Source organism: Bacillus cereus group sp. BfR-BA-01382, assembly GCF_022663475.1.
Classification (GTDB): Bacteria; Bacillota; Bacilli; order Bacillales; family Bacillaceae_G; genus Bacillus_A; species Bacillus_A thuringiensis_S.
In genome coordinates this window covers 1-21,809 of the sequence record NZ_JAKUFQ010000042.1, presented here as the reverse complement: position 1 = coordinate 21,809, position 21,809 = coordinate 1, and the positions used below count along the sequence as shown (strand labels likewise).

Below are 21,809 nucleotides of genomic sequence, written 5' to 3'. Positions count from 1 at the left end.
TAATACAGTTTATTTAAGTTACTGCTATTATATAACAGAATCTTTAGAAAGTTCCACCTATTTTATTGTTTTTTTCAAAAGAACTTTTCGACAAAACAAGCCCACCTAAAGGGGGCTTGTTTTATTTTATAGTCGTAAAAACTCAGGCTCCGTCGTACCGGCACCATCGATGTAATAAATTGTGTCGGGATTGATTTTTATCAATACGTAATTAGGGTCTTCAGGACCGAGTAACCAACGTTTTAAGCTATTATTCCAAAACTTGTTTTTTAATGTTGAGTCTTCCTCGATTGAAGCTAACCCTTCAACTTCAATATAATCTTCATCTAATTTTTTTCCTTCTCGTCCGAGTAGTACATGGACATTAGGATTTTGTTCAATATCTGTTATCTTTTTTGATTGTCGATCTGTTGCAACATATAGTACAAAATCTTCATGGAAAAACATCATAAAGGCACTATGCGGTTTCTCGTTACGTACTGTGGATAATACACCGGTACGTTGTCCTTGGATAATAGTTGCAATTTTCTCTTTTAAGTGCATATTCTTTACCTCTTTTCCTAATTTATATTTTCTCTGTTTAAACAATATAATTTAAATATCTTTCATACTGTTTTCTTCAAGTCGATTTTTTAAACGTAATTGTGATGAAATCGGACAAGTTAGGAGAAGAATAATAATAATATTGAGGAGAAATACATACGATGGAAGGGTGAAAAGCATGTTTAATAAAATATTTCTTATAGTAGCACTTATAGGTGTACCACTATCTGTACTTGGAAAAACACTTCATTGGCCAGAAACAATTATGTTCGCTGTGTATTGTATTACGATTATCGCGTTAGCTGGTTTTATGGGGAGAGCAACAGAGAGTTTAGCAATTGTATCTGGTCCTAGAATAGGCGGATTATTAAATGCTACTTTCGGTAATGCTGTTGAACTTATCATTTCAATTTTTGCACTTCAAGCAGGGTTAATTGAAGTGGTGTTAGCTTCTTTAACGGGTTCTGTACTTGGAAATTTATTATTAGTAGGAGGACTATCCTTCTTTGTAGGTGGACTTAAATATAAAAGGCAAAGCTTTAACGTTTACGATGCAAGGCATAATTCAGCTTTATTAATATTTGCTGTTGTCGTGGCCTTTGTTATTCCAGAGATCTTTTCAATGAAGATGGACGCTGGCAAGACGTATCAATTAAGTATAGGTGTTTCTATTATTATGATTATCATGTACATTGCTGCATTACTATTTAAGTTAGTTACGCACCGTGGTGTATATCAACATAAAAGTGACGAAGTAGCGCATGAAGAAGAGCCAGAGTGGTCGAAAGGGAAGGCACTCCTTATTTTAGCGATAGCAACACTGGCGGTAGCTTATGTATCAGAGGCGCTCGTGCATACTTTTGAAACTGTTGCAAAATCATTTGGTTGGTCAGAATTATTTATAGGGGTTATTATCGTTGCAATTGTTGGAAATGCAGCGGAACATGCATCTGCAATTATTATGGCTTATAAAAATAAAGTAAATATTGCAGTCGAAATTGCAATAGGTTCTACATTACAAATCGCCATGTTTGTTGCTCCTGTACTAGTATTGCTATCTATGTTCTTCGCGCAGAGGATGCCTTTAGTATTTACCATACCAGAACTTGTATCTATGATTACAGCCGTTTTCTTAACGATTGCGATTTCAAATGATGGAGATACAAACTGGTTTGAAGGCGGCACTTTACTAGCGGCGTATGTCATTATGGGAATTGGTTTTTATTTATTATGAAAAATAGGCATAACAATTGTGCTCAGAGAAAACAATAAACAAAGTAGTATATATACCTTTACATAGGAAGGAGCCAGACAGGTGAAACGAGTATACAGCATATGTCTTTCAACTATGGTCTCGTTTATTTTATTATTTCCTAACATGAGTTTTGCAAAGACAACAGTAGGAACAAAAATGCCTTCATCTGTTTTAAATATTTCAAAAGACAATACATTTCCAAATGATGCGCAAGATTTGCCACGTTTACAGCCAAGTAAGTTTGCTCAAGAACTATTGAAAACAGCTAATATTAAAATTGAAAATCCAGACTTAATTCGGATGTTTAATGAAACGACAATTTCAAATGCGCCGCTTGCAGTAGGGTACCGGGCAAAAATTTATTTAGGTCAATGGGCTTTACATTATGAATCAGTAGACACATCGATTAATTGGGAATATAAACAAGTGAATCGAAATGTGTATGATAATCGCGGAGGAGACCGTTTATATCCACTTCGCTATAAGCAAGAAACACAAAAGACGGTTGAAGGCGATTTAACAGCAGATATGAAAGATGCTGCAGATGTGAAAAAAATGATGCTTCTCAAAGCGCTTGAAAAAGTACAATTGCCCCTTTCGTTTAAAACAACTATTGGTTATGGTACTGGACATGAGCGTGTGTATAATATTAGTCCGAGTCAACTCGGATATTTATACGCTTATACACCAGCAGTAAATGAAAAGGGAAAAGTAACATTTGGAGAAGTGTATCTTGTATTAAAGGGAAATCAAAAAAGACTTGTTGTGAAAAATATTACTTCTCAAGGAATTGGAGCGGCGATTCCAATTCATGATCATTTATTTTTTAAATTCATTTCTTCTTCCCACTCGCAATAACATAAAAAAACGTCAGCTTATAAGCTGACGTTTTTTTATAATGTAATGTTTGCTGTTTTTGATAAGAAATCTTCTGTCGGATAGTAGCTGTTTTTTACAAGAACATTTGGTCCAAGACATTTTACTGCAGGACAGTGACAGCTTAATGATTTTGCTGTTTTTGAAGCACTCCATTTGTCATATGCTTCTTGTAATGTGTTTGTTTGTATGTTTCCTAGAAGTGGAACATCACCAAAGTCCGTCACAATAATATTTCCATCGAAAATATTTACATTTAAACGAGAACGGCCATCTGGATCGTTACGAACGGTTACATTTTTGCTCTCTTGTAATTTTTTTAATGTGGCAATGTCTCGCTCGTCATCGCTACAAGCATAGAAAGGTAAAGTTCCAAATAACATCCATACATTTTCATCGCGAATTTCTAGTAAATGCTCAATCGCATCACGAATTTCAGCTTTTGTTAAAATCTCTAGATTACTCGCGAAGTCACTTGGATACATTGGGTGAACTTCATGACGTTTACAGCCCATCTCTTCGACGATTTGGCGGTGAATATGTTCAATATGTGGTAGAGTTCTTTTGTTTAACATTGTTTCGGCAGATACAAGTACACCTGCATCTGATAGAGCCTTACTATTTGTAATCATTCTTTCGAATAATTTTGCACGTTGTTCGTAAGTAGGTTTACGCTCCATCATTGCAAATCCGCCTTCAACGAAGTCATCAATTGTTCCCCAGTTATGAGAGATATGCAACACGTCTAAATAAGGAATAATTTGTTCGTAACGTGCTAAATCTATAGTTAAGTTAGAGTTGATTTGAGTGCGAACGCCTCGTTCATGGGCGTATTTTAAGAGTGGTGTTACATAGTTGTCGACGGATTTTTTTGAAAGCATAGGTTCTCCGCCAGTAATACTTAAAGAACGTAAATGAGGAATCTCATCTAATCGTTTTAATAAAAGATCCATCGGAAGCGGATTTGGGTCTTTCGGCTGTAACGTGTAACCAACAGCGCAATGCTCACAGCGCATATTGCATAACGTCGTCGTTGTAAATTCAACATTTGTTAATAGTAGTTTGCCGTACTCTTCAAGGTCCATATACGCTTCCCATGGATCGTAAGAAGGAGTAATCGGCTTCATTTTTTGTGATATCGTCATATGAAATACTCCTTTGACTATTGAAATAACAATTTGTCCATTCTCTATAATAGAAGAATATGTGCTTTTTATAAAGTGAAACTTTTTAGCATGAAAAGAGAGAGGGCTTACATTATAGTGGATGACTGTGACAAAATTGGTGAAATTTCATGCCCATAGCAATCATTTTTGCGGTATAATAAAAGCAACTCGAATTAAAAGGAGAGTGCCTTCATGGGAAAAGCAATTCAAGATAAAGATACACAATTAGTATATTTAAAAGAGCGTTTAAATATGTTCATTGAAGTAATTGATACAATTGAACCTGAAGAAGTAGAATTAGAAGATGTAGATCGTCTTCTTGCAATGTTAGATGAATTAGAATTAAAATGTGAGCAATTTAAAAAAGACGAATAATATATTAAAAAGGCTGCCAATTCCAATTTGGTAGCCTTTTTCTGTGCGGATAATAGAAGGACGATAGAAAAAGAGGTATAATCAAGTTGTGAAAAATTTCATTTATGCTTTAATAGCGTGAAACAAATAAAAAGCTAAAGAGCATAACAATGGAATTTTCAGCTCATAACGTTTTGGTAGCGTTCACAATTGAGGGGGAAGTAACAATGGAAAAGCTTCAAGAAAGCATGTATCAACTAATTGTTGAAACGTCAACGAACTTACCGAAAGATGTTCGTCGTGCGATTCAACAAGCGAAAGAGCGAGAAAATGCAGGGACTCGTTCTGCGATGGCACTTGGCACAATTACAAATAATATTAAAATGGCTGATGATAACATCTCACCGATTTGCCAAGATACAGGGATGCCAACGTTTAAAATTTATACACCAGTTGGTGTGAATCAATTAAAGTTGAAGGAAGCTATCTATAATGCGCTTGAGCGGGCGACAAAAGATGGTAAACTTCGTCCAAATTCTGTTGACTCTCTTTTTGGAGACAATAGTGGAAATAATTTAGGACCAGGTACACCGGTTATTAAGTTTGAACAATGGGAAAAAGATTATATTGATGCACGTTTAATCCTAAAAGGTGGTGGCTGTGAGAATAAAAATATTCAATATAGCTTACCGTGTGAACTAGAAGGACTTGGACGAGCTGGCCGTGATTTAGAAGGAATTCGTAAATGCCTTCTTCATGCAGTATACCAAGCACAAGGTCAAGGATGTAGTGCTGGTGTAATTGGTGTTGGTATCGGGGGAGACCGCACATCAGGTTATGAATTAGCAAAAAATCAATTATTCCGTACATTAGATGATGTCAATCCAGTACCAGAGTTACAACAACTTGAAGAGTACGTATTAGAAAATGCGAATAAGCTTGGCATTGGTACGATGGGATTTGGTGGAGAAACAACTTTACTGGGCTGTAAAATTGGCGTGTATAACCGCCTGCCAGCTAGCTTCTACGTATCTGTGGCGTATAATTGCTGGGCATATCGCCGCCTAGGTGTAACAATCCATCCTGAAACAGGTGAAATTATGGATTGGTTATATCAAGAAGGTGAAGATACACTTCAGCATGAAGCACAAGAAAAAACAGAGCAACGTGAGATTGTATTACAAGCACCAATTACAGAAGAGCAAATTCGTGGACTTCGCGTTGGTGATGTTGTAACAATTAATGGCATGATGTATACAGGTCGTGACGCAATCCATAAGCATTTAATGGATAATGATTGTCCAGTAGATTTAAACGGACAAATTATTTACCACTGTGGTCCAGTTGTTGTGAAAGATGACAATGACAATTGGCAAATTAAAGCGGCAGGTCCAACGACAAGTATTCGTGAAGAACCGTACCAAGGCGATATTATGAAGAAATTTGGTATTCGCGCTGTTATTGGAAAAGGCGGTATGGGTGCGAAAACATTAGCGGCTTTAGAAGAACACGGTGGCGTGTACTTAAACGCAATCGGCGGTGCCGCGCAATATTATGCTGAATGTATTAAAGAAGTGGAAGATGTTGATTTCTTACAATTTGGTATTCCAGAAGCAATGTGGCATTTACGCATTGAAGGTTTTAAAGCAGTTGTAACGATGGACTCTCATGGTAATAGTTTACATGCAGATGTTGATAAAACATCACTTGAAAAATTAGCGAGCTTTAAAGAGCCGGTATTTAAATAAACAAAAATGCATCTCGAATCTTTCGAGATGCATTTTTTGGTATATATAGAAAAACATGCACAGCATGAAAGTAAGTAAGGAAACAGAAACTACAGGTACGATTATATATGGAAAGGAGACTATTTATGAAATATAAATGGTTATATATCGGTCTCATTTTTTCAATTATGATGGCACTTGTTCCAGTTTCAACATTGGCTTATACAAATACTCCACATAACTGGGGAATCCCGCGTCCTAAAAATGAAACAGTACCAGATGCAGGAAAGTTATATACGGATTTACTGCAAAAAAATGGCGGGTTTTATTTAGGAGATACGAAGAAAAAAGATATTTATTTAACATTTGATAATGGATATGAGAATGGATACACAGGGAAAATTTTAGATGTATTAAAAGAGAAAAAAGTACCAGCAACTTTCTTTGTAACGGGGCATTACATTAAAACACAAAAAGATTTATTGTTAAGAATGAAGGATGAAGGACACATTATTGGAAATCATTCTTGGAGTCATCCTGATTTTACAGCGGTAAATGATGAGAAGCTTCGTGAAGAATTAACGAGTGTAACGGAAGAAATTAAAAAAGTAACTGGGCAAAAAGAAGTGAAATATGTACGTCCTCCGCGCGGCGTATTTAGTGAAAGAACGTTAGCTCTTACGAAAGAAATGGGCTACTATAATGTATTTTGGTCACTTGCATTTTTGGATTGGAAAGTGGATCAGCAAAGAGGATGGCAATATGCGCATAATAATGTTATGACGATGATTCACCCAGGATCTATTTTATTACTTCATGCAATATCAAAAGATAATGCAGAAGCACTTGCGAAAATCATTGATGATTTGCGCGAGAAAGGGTATCATTTTAAAAGTCTAGATGACTTAGTAAAAAGCAATCAACCGTAAGCATGTATGCTTACGGTTTTCTCATGCTATAATGATGTGTAAAAAGGATGGGGAAACGTATGTGGAGCGAACATGTTACGTTAGAGTATCCGTATCATTTTGAAGAAGTATTAAAACGTTTATCTTTTGATCCTCTTAACGTCATTCAATTAGATGAGAAAGTCATTTATATCCCGCTTTGCATAGAAGAGGAACAGGTTGTTGTTCGCTTACAAGGGATTGGTACTGTTCAAAATCCACAGTTTTGGATTTCTAGTCAGACAGGAGATCCGGAGAAAGTCATGAAACGAATGAGGGCCATTTTTCATTGGAATGAACCGTTTCAAGATATACAAAATCATTTTTTAAACACATCATTACGTCCACTATTTGAAACATATGCTTATACTCCAATTATTTTAGAATTTGATTATTTTGCTTGTCTTCTTCGCTGTATCATTCACCAACAAATAAATTTGAAATTTGCTACTGTGTTAACAGAACAATTTGTGAAACGGTATGGAACAGAGAAGAACGGTGTATTCTTTTTCCCCACTCCGGAAATAGTAGCAAATATTTCAATAGAAGAATTGAGAGAGCAGAAGTTTAGTCAGCGAAAGGCTGAATATATAGTAGGATTAGGTCGAAGTATTGTCAGTGGTACATTAAATTTAGCGAGTATAGAAACTGGGACGGAAGAAGAAGTTTCAGCACAATTGTTGCCAATTAGGGGAATTGGTGCATGGACAGTGCAAAACTTTTTAATGTTTGGGATTGGACGGAAAAATATGTTTCCGAAAGCGGACATTGGGATTCAGCGTGCAGTGCAAGGTATATTTCAATTAGATGATAAACCTGATGATGCATTTTTAGAAAAAGTGAAACAAGAGTGTGAACCATACTGCAGTTATGCAGCGTTATATTTATGGAAAAGTATAGAGTAGAGGTGTAATAATGATACAAAAGCAACATGAGAGTAAGTTGGAAGTTGGTCAAACGTTTCCTGTGACAATTAAACGTCTTGGGATTAACGGAGAAGGCGTTGGTTATTTTAAGAGACAAGTTGTTTTCATTCCAGGGGCATTACCAGGAGAAGAAGTTGTTGCAGAAACAACGAAAATTCAGCGTGGCTTCGCTGAAGCGAAAGTGAAAAAAGTTCGTAAAGCTTCACCGCATCGTGTGAAAGCACCGTGTCCAGTATATGAGGAGTGTGGCGGTTGTCAGCTGCAACATTTAGATTATAAAGAACAATTGAATCAAAAGCGTGATATCGTTGTACAAGCATTTGAGAAGTACATGAAAAACAGTATGGAAGAGAAAATTCGTCCAACGCTTGGCATGGAAAATCCATGGCATTACCGTAATAAGAGTCAATTACAAGTGGGGCGTAAAGACGAAAAGGTTATTACAGGGCTATATAAACAAAACTCACATCAGTTAATTGATATTGCTCACTGTATGATTCAACATAAAGCAACGAATGAAGCGACAAAAGTTGTAAGACGTATTTTAGAAAAATTAAATGTTTCTATTTACAATGAGAAAAAACAAAAAGGTTTAGTACGCACAATTGTAACACGTACTGCAGTTCAAACAGGGGAAGTACAAGTTACACTTATTACAACAAAAGAAGAATTACCAAATAAAGAACAATTTGTTGCAGAAGTACAAAAACAGATGCCAGCGGTTAAATCAATTATGCAAAATGTAAACTGGCGTAAAACATCTGTTATTTTTGGAGATAAAACATTTAAATTAGCTGGAAAAGAAGTAATTCAAGAAACACTTGGCGATTTATCATTTGAATTATCAGCACGTGCATTCTTCCAGTTGAATCCAGAACAAACAATTGTTTTATATGATGAAGCGAAAAAAGCAGCTGCGTTAACAGGCGATGAGAAAATTGTAGATGCGTATTGTGGTGTTGGTACAATCGGACTTTGGCTTGCGAACGATGCAGCGGAAGTACGTGGTATGGATGTAATTCCAGAAGCGATTGCAGATGCAAGAAAAAATGCGAAGCGTCACGGATTTACAAATACGAAATATGAAGCAGGTAAAGCTGAACAATGGTTACCGAAATGGGTAAAAGAAGGATGGCGTCCAGATGTAATTGTTGTCGATCCACCACGTACAGGTTGCGATGATAAATTACTGGAAACGATTTTAAAGGTGAAACCGAAACAAGTTGTGTACGTGTCTTGTAATCCTTCTTCATTAGCACGTGATGTACAAGCATTAATGAAGAGTTATGAAGTGGAGTATGTGCAACCAGTTGATATGTTCCCGCATACTGCGCATGTAGAAAATGTAGTTAGATTAAAGTTGAAATAAGAAGGATTAAAAATGTTGATGTAGTTAACTACATCAACATTTTTTGTTATGCTGGCAGCTAAATCACGTTACGTAATCAATATACATACTTTCTGTATGAAGTATATGAAATTATTTTCTGCATTTGAAAAGAATTTGTAAAAATATACAGTATTCAGATTGTATAGACCACTTTGTATTAATAAATTACAATATGGATGTAACATAGCAATTTTGCTATAGAAAATAAGCTGAAAGGGAGAAGATTTATGAAAAAATGGTTGGCATTGTTTGTTTTTGGGATGGTTTCTTTATTTGCAACTTCTGCACATGCGGAATCATATGAAACAACAAAAACATTAAAAGTATATGAAAGTCGTAGTTTTAATTCGCCTGTGAAAAAAGAACTGCAGCCAGGAGAAAGGGTTTATGTTACAAATCAACATCCTAGTGGATGGTGGAAGATAAGTGGTGGATTTATCGCACCAGAGGGCGCTAAAGTAGAAATTAATCGAACTTTTGAAGCTTTTGATTGGATTAATATGGACAGTGCGAAGTACGTATTTGGTCCTCAAACTGTTATTGCACGTGATGGTACACTAAGAGGTGAAATTTTGATTGATACATATTTGGGGCAGAAGTGGACAAGTGTAAATGGAATGCCACAAATAATGAAGCAGAATTTTGCAGCATACAGTAGCCCTGAAGCTAAAAATCCAGATGCTTGGTTCGCTCCACAAACGGTTAATATTTTGCAGACAAAAGAAAACGGTTGGTCTTTAATTAACACGTATTTAGGGCCAAAGTGGATTGTTCGTTATCCACACGTGGAACATATTAATCGTGATTTTTATGCATACAATGAACCTAAGTACATGCATCACGGTGTGAAATTCTCAGCCCAATCTGTAAGAGTACTTCAACAAGGAGAAAATGGTTGGAAGAAAATTAAGGTTGAGGTTGGAGAAAAATGGATTGCACCACAAGGATCTTATTACCATGTCCCAAATGTATTTACGGCATTTGATCAACCTTTCGGTAGAGCAATCGGTACTTTTGCACCACAAACTGTATTTGTAGTTGAAGAATCTACAACATCATTTGGTTGGTTAAAAATTAGAACATACTTAGGAGATTCCTGGATTCGAACGAATCGTAATTAGTAAATAGATTACTTTATTCCTTTTAGAATGAAGTAACAATATGTTATAGTTCCCTCATATGGAAAAGCTGTATGAGGGATTATATTTTTAGCCCATTAAGACAAGGAGAATACGATGAATAATTATAAATTAACGATTCAGTACGATGGTGCACGTTTTAAAGGATGGCAACGTCTTGGTAATAACGATAATACGATTCAAGGAAAAATCGAAAGTGTCATATCTGAAATGATCGGAAAAGAAATTGAAATTATCGGTTGTAGTAGAACAGACGCTGGTGTACATGCTTTGAATCAAGTTGCTAACTTTCAAAGTGATGAGAAGTTAGTGGAACATAAAGTGAAAAAATATTTAAATCAATATTTACCTAATGATATTAGCATTACGAATGTGGAAGAAGTACATGATCGTTTCCATGCTCGTTACAATTCTAAAGCAAAAACATATCTGTATAAAATTTGGAATGAAGAGCATACAAATCCATTTATGCGTAAATACAGCATGCATGTGAATAAAAAATTAAATGTGAAAAGCATGAAAGCAGCTGCAAAACATTTAGTTGGTTCACATGACTTTACTGCTTTTTCAAATGCGAAATCAAAGAAAAAATCTATGGTTCGAGAAGTATATACACTTGATGTGATGGAAGAGGCAGGATTTGTACAAATTAGAGTAAGTGGGAACGGATTCCTTCATAACATGGTAAGAAAAATTGTTGGGGCATTAATTGAAGTTGGATTAGGACAATTAGATGCTGAAGCAATTCCAAACATTTTAGAAGAAAAGCAGCGCAATCAAATTAATTGTCTTGCTGAGGCAAGTGGGTTGTATTTAGAGAATGTTGAGTTTTAATGGCAAATAAAAAAATCGGGCTAAGTAGCTCGATTTTTTTAGTATTACGAAGATTTCTCGTTTTTTATATGTAGCTTCAAATTCCAAAAAGCAGCAAGCATAATAGCTGCAAAGGAGCCCGAAATTGTTCCTAATAGCTTTGCATAAGGAGAGCTGCTTACATCGGAATTAATGAATAACATCATACAGAGCATGGCAGGGAAAAAGTATAAGTATTGTAATAACTTTAATTTTTTATCATTACTCATATATATAGCCCCTTTCTAGCATGTTATATGTTCATTATAACATATTTTACCAAATTATTTTTTGCATTTGGAGAAATGTTCATTTCATATGTGTAAATGCAGTTTTTTAATTCGATATTGTAAATTTTGTCTACTTAATCCTAAAAATTTTGCAGCTTGTGAGATGTTACCGTGATTCTCTTTAAGAATTTGATTGATGTAGTTTTTTTCCATTTTTTCTATTGTGTGTTTTAAAGTTTTAGGTGCATCAGTATTGTGATTAGTTAGTGTATGCTGCATGTTGAATTCTTTTTTTATTTGTTCGCGAAAGCGAGTAGGAAGATGAAAAGCTGTAATGATGGTTTCATCTTCTATCAAGTTCATGGAACCTTCAATTATATGTTCCAATTCCCGTACGTTTCCAGGCCAATCGTATGCATAGAAAAATTCACTTACATTTACATCTACATCGGTTACGTTGAGCACGAATTGAGTATTATATTTTTTAATAAAGTGCTGAACAAGAGCTGGAATATCTTCTTTTCTTTCCCGTAAAGGCGGAAGACATAAAGTAACGACGCTTAATCGGTAATATAAGTCTTCTCTTAATCGATCATGTGCGATGGCTTCGAAGGGATCTTCATTAATAGTTGCTATAATACGAACATCAATTTCTTTTTCGTGTGTACCTCCGATTCTTCTTATTGTTTTTTCTTGTATAGCCCGTAGCAACTTAGCTTGAAGAATTGGGCTTAATGAATTGATTTCATCTAATAACAAAGTTCCTCCGTTTGATTCTTCGAATAAACCTGGTTTATCTATTGCTCCTGTAAAGGCACCTCGATTTGTACCAAATAATAGGCTTTCCATTAAGGTATCAGGTATAGCGGCACAGTTTTGTGAAATAAAAGGTTTTGTTGAACGCTGACTTTCATTATGGATGCTTTGTGCAAATAGTTCCTTACCAGTACCTGTTTCTCCTACGAGAAGTATGGAGGAAGATGTACGAATTACTCTTTTTCCTTCTGTAATAATGGATTGAATTGCTTCAGAATCACCAATTATGTGATCAAAGGTAAATTTAGTGCTTTGTTTTCGAGAAGGGCCTATTCTTATTGTTTGCTTTAAGTGACTGATCTCTTTTGATATTTCAATGGCACCTTTAATTTTTCCATTTTCTATTATAGGGAAAGTATCGTTAATCGTTGTAATTTCTTGTCCTTTATTGTTAAAATACGTTTGTTTTATATTTTTCTTTGTTTTTCCAAATTTTAATGCCTCTATAAGAGTACTATTTTTATTTTCTTCAAATGCAAATACCTCTAAAGGACTTTTATATAGCACATCTAAGCGATCCATTGATTCAATTTCCATCATTTTGCGGTTATAGACAATCGTTTTACTTTCCTCATTAATAATATGAATCCCGATATCGAGTTCATTGAGTAAAGTTTCATATAGCATATTCATTTCAATGATCTGTTTAAAATTAATGTCTTCTGTACGCATAGATTATCTTCTCCTCATTTCACCCTATGAAGACTGACTTTTTATAATTTTATTAAAATTCTTATAAAACCGCAAAATTTTTTTGCTATTTTCCTTTTAAAACTTCTCAAATGATAGAAAAATTTTGCGGTTGTGCACGCTTTTTTGTGTGAAACTCTCATTTAATATATGAATCAGAGACTTGGTACGTATTTTGCATAAATAATATTCGAAATCTCTAGAGGGGAGAATATGAATTTTTATAGGATATACAACGTTGCGGTGTCAATTAATAAGAGGGGGAATTTATAAAGTGAAGACAGTTATAGAAGGTGTGTATAGTCCTTGTTATGGAAAAGTAGAGAAGTTATTTGTTACGGAAAGTTCTTACGTATACGAGTGGGAGAAATTAGCGTTAATTGAAACAATAGATAAACAGAAAGTAGAAATTAAGATAGGGATCAGTGGTTATATTGAATCATTAGAAGTAGTAGAAGGACAAGCTATTGCTGATCAAAAGTTATTAATAACAGTAAGGGATGACCTTTTAGTAACAGGCAGTGATTAATGTAAGTGACGTGTAATTTTGCTCTTTTAACTCATTATTTTTACGGTGAATAATTTTAAAAACGCTTACATTAAATGGGTTGGCAAAGTGAAAAGGGGGATTTATATGATGGATCAAAACCAAGGATTAAAAAGAGAATTGAAAAGCAGGCACATATTTATGATTGCACTCGGTGGAGTTATTGGTACAGGACTTTTTTTAGGGTCAGGTTATACGATTCATGAAGCTGGACCTGGAGGAGCAATTGTAGCGTATCTTGTCGGTGGATTTGTAATGTATTTAACGATGCTCTGTTTAGGAGAATTAGCTGTTGCGATGCCTGACGCAGGGTCTTATCAAACGTATGCGACAAAGCACATTTCCCCTGCAGCGGGTTATGTAGTGGGATGGATGTCGTGGTTAAACTGGTCTGCTACGATAGGCATTGAATTAATTGCAGTTAGTATTTTGATGAAACGCTGGTTTCCCGATGTACCGTCATGGATTTGGTGTGTAGTGTTCGCAGTACTGCTCTTTGCTATTAATGCGTTATCTTCAAGAAGTTTTGCGGAAGTGGAATTTTGGTTTGCAAGTATTAAAGTAATTACAATTATTGCATTTATTATTTTGGGCGGGGCAGCAATGTTTGGTTTTCTAGATATGAAAGGAAATGAACCAGCGCCAATGTTCTCTAGCTTTACTGATTATGGTGGATTGTTTCCAAATGGATTATCAGCCATTTTAATTACAATGATTGCAGTTAATTTTTCTTTCCAAGGAACAGAATTAGTTGGTATTGCAGCAGGTGAGAGTGAAAATCCAGAGAAAACGATCCCGAAGGCAATTAACAATACAGTTTGGCGTATACTTGTTTTCTTTGTACTATCTATTTTTATTCTTGCTGGACTATTCCCTTGGCAGCAAGCAGGAGTAATAGAAAGTCCATTCGTAGTTGTATTTGATAAAATTGGTATTCCTTATGCAGCAGATATTATAAATTTCGTTATTATTACAGCAGTACTATCCGTTGCGAATTCAGGATTATATGCAACTTCGCGTATGCTATGGTCTATGTCTAATCAAGGAATGATTAGTCCAATTTTTGGCAAGTTATCTAAAAACGGTGTTCCTATTTATGCATTAATCGTAAGCACAATTGTAGGGTGTCTCTCACTACTATCAGGTATTTATGCGGAAGATACAGTTTATTTATGGCTGCTTTCTATCGCTGGGTTCGGAGCGATACTAGTTTGGGCATCTATTGCTTTATCAAATTTATTAGCTAGAAGGTCATACATGAAGCGGGGCGGGGATGTTAAGGACTTGAAATTTAAAACACCATTGTATCCATTTGTACCACTTCTTGCGTTAGTATTAAATTTAACAGTAATCGTTGGCATGGCCTTTATTCCAGAACAAAGAATGGCATTGTATTGTGGTATTCCATTTATGATTGTTTGTTTACTGTTTTATCGTGCTACAAGAAATAAGGGAAGTAATGTGGAGCATATTGAAAAGACAAATACAACGGAAGTAGAGAATTTATAATAGTGATTAATTAGGAGACTGTAAAATTGTAAACAGTCTCTTTTTTTGTGAAAATAAAGCTGGAAACATACTATGTATGCAAAGGGGAATTAGCGATGAATCCAGAAGTTTCGCAGTTGTTAAAACAAATAGATTCAAGGAAAGAGGAATTACTAGAACTTACAAAAACTTTAATTCGTTTTGAAACACCAGCACCACCAGCGAGAAATACAAATGAAGCGCAAGAATTTATTGCAGAGTTTTTAAGAAAACGAAATTTTAGTATTGATAAATGGGATGTATATCGGAATGATCCGAACGTTGTTGGAGTAAAAAAAGGAATAAAAAGTGACTCATATAAAAGTCTTATTATTAATGGGCATATGGATGTAGCTGAAGTTTCAGCAGATGAGGCGTGGGAAACAAATCCATTTAATCCATTTATAAAAGATGGCTGGTTAGTTGGACGTGGCGCAGCAGATATGAAAGGTGGGTTGGCTGGAGCGCTATTTGCCATTCAACTTTTACAAGAAGCTGGTATTGAATTACCTGGAGATTTAACTTTTCAATCAGTAATTGGAGAAGAAGTTGGAGAAGCAGGTACACTTCAATGCTGCAAAAGGGGTTACGATGCTGATTTTGCAGTCGTAGTGGATACGAGTGATTTACATATGCAAGGGCAAGGCGGTGTCATTACTGGATGGATTACAGTGAAAAGTCCGCAAACGTTTCATGATGCAACGCGTAGACAAATGATCCATGCTGGAGGACGTTTATTTGGAGCGAGTGCGATTGAAAAAATGATGAAAATTGTGCAAAGCTTACAAGAATTAGAGCGCCACTGGGCAGTCATGAAAACATATGAAGGCTATCCATCTGGAACAACAACAATTAATCCAGCTGTTATTGAGGGAGGAAGGCATGCGGCGTTCATTGCGGATGAGTGCCGATTGTGGATAACAGTGCACTTCTATCCGAATGAAACACATGAACAAATAATAAACGAAATTGAAGAGTATATTGGAAAGGTGGCAGCTGCCGATCCATGGTTAAGTGAAAATCCGCCACAATTTAAGTGGGGCGGAGAATCAATGATTGTAGATCGTGGTGAAATTTTTCCTTCTTTAGAAATAGATAGTGAACATACAGCTGTAAAAACGCTTAGCTCAGTACATGAATCAATTCTTTCTAAAAACGCAATTTTAGATATGTCTGCAACGGTAACGGATGGTGGTTGGTTTAGTGAATTTCATATTCCGGCTGTTAGTTACGGACCAGGCACATTAGAGGAAGCTCATTCAATAAATGAGAAAGTAGAAGTAGAGCAGTTAATTGAATTTACAAAAGTAATAACAGCATTTATATATGAATGGTGTCATATGAAAAAATAGATTAGTATGTTGAAATAGTACAGGTATGTATACTTGTACTATTTTTTAGTGAACTATTTCAGAGTTAAATAGAAACAACTGAAATAGTTCTTTATTTTGCTATGTCTTTCGTTTCATTTCAAGTAATTTCTCTTTTGCTAATTCAACGGCAATCGCATCATCTAAATAGCCAATTGGAAAGAGATAGTCGGGAATAATATCTGTCGATAAAATGAAATAAAGTAATGCGCTCCCAAGAACTGCACGTTCTTCTTTTGAAATGGTTTCATTGCAAAATTGTTGATACATATCTGTTAATTGTTCAATAAAAGGACCAGCACTATCAATTTGCTCTAATTTGCTTGCGAAACTGTCACGAATACGATTTTCGCCTTCTGTTGTCTGGGCATAGCGTTCGTAATTTTCGAGTTCTTGTTTTACGCGAGTTGTAGTGTAATCGAAATCGAATAAGTTAGAGGATTGTAAAGTTTGCTGAATGGTATCAAGAGATGTGTACATATCCGTTTTTTCTTTATTTATGTGAGGAGAATCAGGGTACATTTCATCAAATAACAATTGGGGTGGAACTTGAAGACATTCTGCAAATTTTTGTAGATGTTTTTGTTTCGGCGGTTGTTTGCCATTAATAATTCTTGAGACCGTTGCAGGATCAATATTTGTAAGTATTCCTAGTTGGCGCATAGATAGGGCGCGTTCTTTTAAAAGTTTTTTTATTAATTTACCAAGCCGATCATTCGGGTTTTCATTAGCCATAGTGTAGGCACTCCTTTTTTAGTGTTGAAAAAATGTTGAGCATTTATTACAAGTATATGAAACAGACAGGCACAGTTGCTCAACATTTTCATAATATGCATTGAAAAGTGAGAAAAAGGGGTGACTATTTATGAGTACGGCAAGCTTATTTTCAATTTTTTTAATCGGGATCGCTTCTAATTTAGATAATGCAGGTGTTGGAATTGCGTATGGCATTCGTAAAATTCGTATTTCGTGGTTTAACAATTTTATCATCGCATTCTTTGGATTTTTATTTACTTTATTAGCGGGATTTTTTGGGAACTGGATTGCGTTATTTATTTCAGAGTTTACAGCAAACTTGATTGGAGCAATCGTTTTAGGGATAATCGGGGTGTTTATTTTATGCCAGCCTTTCTTGAGTCAAAAAAATACAGCAGGTTCTAAAGATGATAATGTACTTATGGGAATTTTACGTGATCCAGAAAAAGCAGATTTCGATGGATCTAAAACAATTAGTTTTTCTGAAGCACTTGTTTTAGGGGTTGCATTGTCTATTAATAATATCGCAGGTGGGTTCGATGCTGGAGTAACAAATTTAAACCTTTGGCTTACAGCGACTATTTCTGGGGTGTTTAGTTTTATTTGCATAAGTGGTTTTGGGTATGTAGGAAAACGATATTTAGCAGAATACTTAGGGAAATGGGCGACGGTTATTGCAGGAGTGTTATTAATTCTTATTGGGATTGATCAGTTGTTGTAAGGAGAGTAGAAAACAAGGTTCGAGTATTTCCTTGGAAATACAGCAAGGGATTGCATATATCGACGTACTTTTCTCCATACTAATACGGATTTCTTTTAAGAAAGGGGGATTTGTATGGGACGCGGGAAAGCATTTGATCATAAGAAAAAAGGGCATGATCATCAACCACCTAAAGGTGCGTTCATTCATAAAGATGTAAATGAACATACTTTGGAAGAGGAAGAGCTACCAGTAAATATTGAGGCGTATAAAAATAGTTTAAAAAAACATTAAAAGCACCTACATAGGTGCTTTTTTTACCGTATATCTTCAATTAATTGTTCGGATTCTTCATGCATACTGTACTCACTTAATACTTGAATGCAAAGCCACTTTAATTCTTCGATTGTATGCTCAAGTTCTTCAGGAAGCACATGGTGAATGTCTTCAAGTCCCATTCCGAAATGAATAAGTTCAAGTACTTGATCATCGATGTTCCGGTCCATTAATAGTTCAAGTACTTCTAAATTGAATATGTATCGGTGAGCTTCGTCGAGTGAAACAACTTTTAGCTTTAAGCTTTCTACAATACTCAATATAAAAAGAAGAATTGTTTTTTCAAGAACAGGTTGTTTTCCCATTTGAAATATTAGTTTCATCTTTCACACCTCCACATATAGCGCTAGGTTGTACTATATTATTCGGGAGGGGGGAGCAAATATGCATAATAAAGAGAAACTTTCAATACCGTTTTTGTATGGATATTGATAACAGATCAAATAAAAAAATCCCGCTATACTAGCAGGATAACTTTCCATTAAAAAATACTCCAGCCTTCTTGAGCAGAAAGAAGTTCAAGAATTTTAAAACCAGCGATACTATTTCCGTTTGCATCTAAAGCTGGCCCGAAAATACCGATTCCCATTTCACCTTTTACGCAGCCGAAAATGCCACCGGCTACACCACTTTTTGCAGGGATACCAACACGGATTGCAAATTCACCAGATTCGTTATACATACCACATGTGACCATAAATGTTTTGCAAATTTTTGTAATATGTTTAGGGATAATCTGTTTCTTTTTATATGGATCATATCCATCCATTGCAAAAATTAAGCCAATACGTGCTAAATCAATACAGTTTACTTCAACTGCACATTGACGAGTGTATAAATCCATAAGTTCTTCGATGTCACAATCGATAATTCCGTTTTGTTTCATATAGTAACAAAGTGAACGATTTAAGTAAGCTGTCTCTAATTCTGAATTGGCAACTTTAGAAGAATAATTAATAGTAGGATTATCTGTTATTTCACGTACAAAATGAAGGATACGCTCCGTTTTTTCCTCGTTATCTTTTCCTGCTAACATGCTTGTAATAGCTAATGCTCCTGCATTAATCATTGGATTAAGGGGTTTGGACGGACTTGTCGTTTCTAACTTAATAATAGAATTAAATGGGTCACCCGTTGGTTCCATTCCAACTTTAGAAAATACATATTCTTCGCCACGGTCTAAAAGGGCAAGGGCAAGTGTAATTACTTTGGAAATACTTTGAAGAGTAAATAGTGTTTGTGAGTTGCCTGCATGGATATATTCTGATTCTTTATGGAAAATGGCAATCCCTAAATCGTCTGGATTTGCATTTCCTAGTTCGGGGATATAAGTAGCAAGTTTTCCTTTTTTTGTATATGGTTTTACTTGTTCTAACAACTGTTGTAAGTTGTTTGTTTCAATGCACTGCATAGTACCAACGCTCCTATTTCGAATTAACTAAGTTTACTTTTCCCGATATGCTCGGAAATAAATAATAACATGAAAAAGTGGAATGATAAAACGAAAGTTACATGTTCTATAGTAGGTCGTTCGTTTCGCGTCCTCTGTATTAAAAAAGGAGAATTTCCCTTTTATATAACAGTTTGGAAATAGGAGATTTATCCATAAAAAATCCAAAAATAAAAACTACACATCTATACAACTATATGTTATTATGGTTATGTAAATAGAAAGCGTTTTCTAAGGCGTACTTATAATGATAACGATTTCATAAATTGAATTAGGGGGAATTAAAATGTTGCAGTTTTTACAACGTATTGGTAAAGCTTTAATGCTTCCGATCGCAGTACTACCAGCAGCAGGATTATTGCTTCGTCTAGGACAAGAAGACGTATTAAACATTCCTGTTATGGCACAGGCCGGTGCAGCAATTTTTGATAATTTAGCACTTATTTTTGCAATTGGTGTTGCAATCGGCTTATCTGTTGACGGTAGTGGTGCAGCTGGTCTTGCAGGTGCAATTGGTTATTTAGTTATGAAGAATACAACTAATGCTTTAAGTGTTACTTACTCAACAGCAGAATTAAATGATAAATTAAAAAGTGTTCAAGATTTAGTCGGTTCAGTAGATCCAACTAAATTAGCAGATACGATGAATAAAGTTTCTAAAGCAGCAGCTTTGACACCAAAAATAAATATGGCTATACTCGGTGGTATTATTGCCGGGGTTATCGCTGGATTACTATACAACAAATTCCATAAGATTAAACTACCAGAATGGTTAGGATTCTTCGCTGGAAAACGTTTCGTACCGATCATTACGTCTATTGTAATGCTTCTTTTAGGATTATTATTTGGTCAAATTTGGCCAACAATCCAAACTGGTATTGATGCAGTGTCACACGGTATTGTAAACCTAGGTTCAATCGGTGCAGGGTTATTCGGATTATTAAACCGTTTATTAATTCCAATCGGTTTACATCACGTAATGAACACTTATTTCTGGTTTGTACTTGGTGACTTTACAAATGCAGCTGGTGATCTTGTTCATGGTGATATTGCTCGTTTCTTTGCAAAAGATCCATCAGCAGGTATGTTTATGACTGGTTTCTTCCCAGTTATGATGTTTGGTTTACCAGCAGCGTGTTTCGCAATGATTGCGGCTGCTAAACCAGAAAAACGCAAAGCAGTTACTGGTATGTTAGCTGGTTTAGCATTAACTTCATTCTTAACTGGTATTACAGAGCCAATCGAATTCTCATTCATGTTCTTATCACCAGTATTATATGGTGTGCATGCAGTATTAACAGGTCTTTCTTTATTCATAACAACATCACTTGGCATTCGTGATGGTTTCACATTTAGCGCAGGTGCTATTGATTATGTTATTAACTTTGGTATTGCAACAAAACCTGTATTATTAGCAGGTATCGGTTTAATTTATGCAGCAATTTACTTTGCAGTATTCTACTTCTTAATTAAGAAGTTCAACTTAAAAACTCCAGGTCGTGAAGATGACGATGAGTTAGTTGAAGATGTGGATGCACCAGTTGCAGGTTCAATTGGTGAAACTTACGTAGCAGCTCTAGGTGGAAAAGAAAACTTAACAGTTATTGATAACTGTGCAACACGTCTACGCTTACAAGTAAAAGATGCTAGTCAAGTAAACGAAGCAGCATTAAAACGTGCCGGTGCAAAAGGCGTTATGAAATTAAGTGACACAAGTGTACAAGTTATCGTAGGTACAAATGTTGAATCTGTTGCCGATGATATGAAAAAACACGTATAAATAATGAGATAAGAGGATGTCCAAAAAGATTGATAACATCAATTTTTTACAGGATATCCTCTTTTTTTTTTTTTTAATTTAAAGGGAATCTTACTTTTGTAAATTTTCTTTTTCTTTTTTGTACATATGGGTTGGTAATATCTGCAGTGCGTGATAAAGTAGGGATGATATAGAATGGATTATCCATAATCTACTAAAATAAATCTTTAGTAGAGGAATTAAATTATTGGTGAGTAAGGGGAAAAAAGCAATTATGGATCAGGAAAAAAATAATGCGAATGGGAAAGCACATCGGCCGATTGTATACATAAAAAGGACAATCATTCTCGTCTTACTATTATCACTTGTATATTTCATGTATACAAAAATTGTTGAGCATAATAAGAAAGAAGAAACTTTAAAAGCGGCAGCAGAAATGAAGAAACAAGAAGA

General features: G+C 35.3%; 23 protein-coding genes and 1 pseudogene. 17 read left to right on the top strand and 7 right to left on the bottom strand.

Going from position 1 to position 21,809, the window contains the following annotated elements:
• Positions 1-126 precede the first annotated feature (126 nt).
• Entirely contained in the window at positions 127-543 is a 417-nt protein-coding gene (locus MR160_RS17520) for a pyridoxamine 5'-phosphate oxidase family protein (protein WP_000550220.1), read from the bottom strand.
• Between the two features lie 178 nt (positions 544-721).
• On the opposite strand from MR160_RS17520, the gene cax reads away from it, so the two are divergent.
• Together cax and MR160_RS17510 are read left to right on the top strand one after the other, a co-directional pair.
• Positions 722-1,777, top strand: a complete 1,056-nt coding sequence (gene cax / locus MR160_RS17515) for a calcium/proton exchanger (protein WP_000482131.1) — start codon at positions 722-724, stop codon at positions 1,775-1,777.
• An 81-nt stretch (positions 1,778-1,858) separates the two neighbouring features.
• On the top strand, positions 1,859-2,656 hold the full coding sequence (locus MR160_RS17510; protein WP_002083605.1) for a YfkD famly protein: 798 nt from the start codon (positions 1,859-1,861) through the stop codon (positions 2,654-2,656).
• A gap of 35 nt (positions 2,657-2,691) precedes the next feature.
• Here the strand turns inward: MR160_RS17510 and yfkAB are convergent, their stop codons facing one another.
• Complete coding sequence (yfkAB, locus tag MR160_RS17505) at positions 2,692-3,819, bottom strand: radical SAM/CxCxxxxC motif protein YfkAB (RefSeq protein ID WP_242297809.1); 1,128 nt, start codon at positions 3,817-3,819, stop codon at positions 2,692-2,694.
• A gap of 213 nt (positions 3,820-4,032) precedes the next feature.
• Between yfkAB and MR160_RS17500 the strand changes: the two genes are divergently transcribed.
• The 7 genes from MR160_RS17500 (at position 4,033) to truA (ending at position 11,157) form a co-directional block, all read left to right on the top strand.
• On the top strand, positions 4,033-4,215 hold the full coding sequence (locus tag MR160_RS17500) for an SE1561 family protein (RefSeq protein ID WP_000513558.1): 183 nt from the start codon (positions 4,033-4,035) through the stop codon (positions 4,213-4,215).
• Between the two features lie 206 nt (positions 4,216-4,421).
• Positions 4,422-5,942 (top strand): class I fumarate hydratase, encoded by a 1,521-nt coding sequence (gene fumA / locus MR160_RS17495; RefSeq protein WP_000413529.1) that lies wholly within the window; start codon positions 4,422-4,424, stop codon positions 5,940-5,942.
• A gap of 125 nt (positions 5,943-6,067) precedes the next feature.
• The gene (pdaA, locus tag MR160_RS17490) at positions 6,068-6,850 is read left to right on the top strand and encodes a delta-lactam-biosynthetic de-N-acetylase (RefSeq protein ID WP_000875970.1); all 783 of its coding nucleotides are present in this window, start codon (positions 6,068-6,070) and stop codon (positions 6,848-6,850) included.
• A 59-nt stretch (positions 6,851-6,909) separates the two neighbouring features.
• Positions 6,910-7,773 (top strand): DNA-3-methyladenine glycosylase family protein, encoded by an 864-nt coding sequence (locus MR160_RS17485; RefSeq protein ID WP_000269427.1) that lies wholly within the window; start codon positions 6,910-6,912, stop codon positions 7,771-7,773.
• A gap of 10 nt (positions 7,774-7,783) precedes the next feature.
• Positions 7,784-9,163: a 23S rRNA (uracil(1939)-C(5))-methyltransferase RlmD gene (rlmD, locus tag MR160_RS17480; protein ID WP_000615212.1), complete on the top strand. Its 1,380-nt coding sequence runs from the start codon at positions 7,784-7,786 to the stop codon at positions 9,161-9,163.
• Positions 9,164-9,411: 248 nt separating this feature from the next.
• The gene (locus MR160_RS17475) at positions 9,412-10,305 is read left to right on the top strand and encodes a hypothetical protein (protein WP_000758929.1); all 894 of its coding nucleotides are present in this window, start codon (positions 9,412-9,414) and stop codon (positions 10,303-10,305) included.
• A gap of 114 nt (positions 10,306-10,419) precedes the next feature.
• On the top strand, positions 10,420-11,157 hold the full coding sequence (gene truA, locus MR160_RS17470; protein ID WP_001067298.1) for a tRNA pseudouridine(38-40) synthase TruA: 738 nt from the start codon (positions 10,420-10,422) through the stop codon (positions 11,155-11,157).
• 44 nt (positions 11,158-11,201) lie between these two features.
• Here truA and MR160_RS17465 read toward each other — a convergent pair whose 3' ends face one another.
• The gene (locus MR160_RS17465; RefSeq protein ID WP_000063865.1) at positions 11,202-11,405 is read right to left on the bottom strand and encodes a hypothetical protein; all 204 of its coding nucleotides are present in this window, start codon (positions 11,403-11,405) and stop codon (positions 11,202-11,204) included.
• Between the two features lie 84 nt (positions 11,406-11,489).
• Complete coding sequence (locus MR160_RS17460) at positions 11,490-12,893, bottom strand: sigma-54 interaction domain-containing protein (protein WP_001258425.1); 1,404 nt, start codon at positions 12,891-12,893, stop codon at positions 11,490-11,492.
• 292 nt (positions 12,894-13,185) lie between these two features.
• Between MR160_RS17460 and MR160_RS17455 the strand changes: the two genes are divergently transcribed.
• The 3 genes from MR160_RS17455 to MR160_RS17445 all read left to right on the top strand — a co-directional run bounded on the left by MR160_RS17455 (position 13,186) and on the right by MR160_RS17445 (position 16,337).
• Positions 13,186-13,440, top strand: a complete 255-nt coding sequence (locus tag MR160_RS17455; protein ID WP_000859489.1) for a biotin/lipoyl attachment domain-containing protein — start codon at positions 13,186-13,188, stop codon at positions 13,438-13,440.
• 105 nt (positions 13,441-13,545) lie between these two features.
• Positions 13,546-14,967 carry an amino acid permease gene (locus tag MR160_RS17450; protein WP_000969252.1) on the top strand — a complete coding sequence of 474 codons (1,422 nt, stop codon included), beginning with the start codon at positions 13,546-13,548 and terminating at the stop codon, positions 14,965-14,967.
• 95 nt (positions 14,968-15,062) lie between these two features.
• Positions 15,063-16,337 (top strand): acetylornithine deacetylase, encoded by a 1,275-nt coding sequence (locus tag MR160_RS17445; protein ID WP_242297808.1) that lies wholly within the window; start codon positions 15,063-15,065, stop codon positions 16,335-16,337.
• A 99-nt stretch (positions 16,338-16,436) separates the two neighbouring features.
• On the opposite strand, the gene MR160_RS17440 is transcribed toward MR160_RS17445, so the two are convergent.
• Positions 16,437-17,090, bottom strand: coding sequence for a DUF1232 domain-containing protein (locus MR160_RS17440; protein WP_001262777.1), 654 nt, complete (start codon positions 17,088-17,090; stop codon positions 16,437-16,439).
• A gap of 130 nt (positions 17,091-17,220) precedes the next feature.
• On the opposite strand from MR160_RS17440, the gene ytaF reads away from it, so the two are divergent.
• Positions 17,221-17,832, top strand: a complete 612-nt coding sequence (ytaF, locus tag MR160_RS17435; protein WP_097826072.1) for a sporulation membrane protein YtaF — start codon at positions 17,221-17,223, stop codon at positions 17,830-17,832.
• Between the two features lie 114 nt (positions 17,833-17,946).
• The gene (locus MR160_RS17430) at positions 17,947-18,105 is read left to right on the top strand and encodes a hypothetical protein (RefSeq protein WP_000532409.1); all 159 of its coding nucleotides are present in this window, start codon (positions 17,947-17,949) and stop codon (positions 18,103-18,105) included.
• Positions 18,106-18,128: 23 nt separating this feature from the next.
• Here MR160_RS17430 and MR160_RS17425 read toward each other — a convergent pair whose 3' ends face one another.
• Both MR160_RS17425 and glsA read right to left on the bottom strand, forming a co-directional pair.
• The gene (locus MR160_RS17425; protein ID WP_000766603.1) at positions 18,129-18,470 is read right to left on the bottom strand and encodes a DUF3969 family protein; all 342 of its coding nucleotides are present in this window, start codon (positions 18,468-18,470) and stop codon (positions 18,129-18,131) included.
• 158 nt (positions 18,471-18,628) lie between these two features.
• Positions 18,629-19,558, bottom strand: a complete 930-nt coding sequence (gene glsA, locus MR160_RS17420) for a glutaminase A (protein WP_001149847.1) — start codon at positions 19,556-19,558, stop codon at positions 18,629-18,631.
• A 69-nt stretch (positions 19,559-19,627) separates the two neighbouring features.
• Here glsA and MR160_RS35150 point away from each other — a divergent pair, with 69 nt between their 5' ends.
• The 3 genes and pseudogenes from MR160_RS35150 to MR160_RS17410 form a co-directional block, all read left to right on the top strand.
• Positions 19,628-19,741, top strand: coding sequence for a hypothetical protein (locus MR160_RS35150; RefSeq protein WP_003276512.1), 114 nt, complete (start codon positions 19,628-19,630; stop codon positions 19,739-19,741).
• Positions 19,742-19,883: 142 nt separating this feature from the next.
• Positions 19,884-21,377 carry an N-acetylglucosamine-specific PTS transporter subunit IIBC gene (nagE, locus tag MR160_RS17415; protein ID WP_000938888.1) on the top strand — a complete coding sequence of 498 codons (1,494 nt, stop codon included), beginning with the start codon at positions 19,884-19,886 and terminating at the stop codon, positions 21,375-21,377.
• A 226-nt stretch (positions 21,378-21,603) separates the two neighbouring features.
• Positions 21,604-21,809, top strand: a pseudogene (locus MR160_RS17410) (serine hydrolase domain-containing protein); the annotation flags it as partial.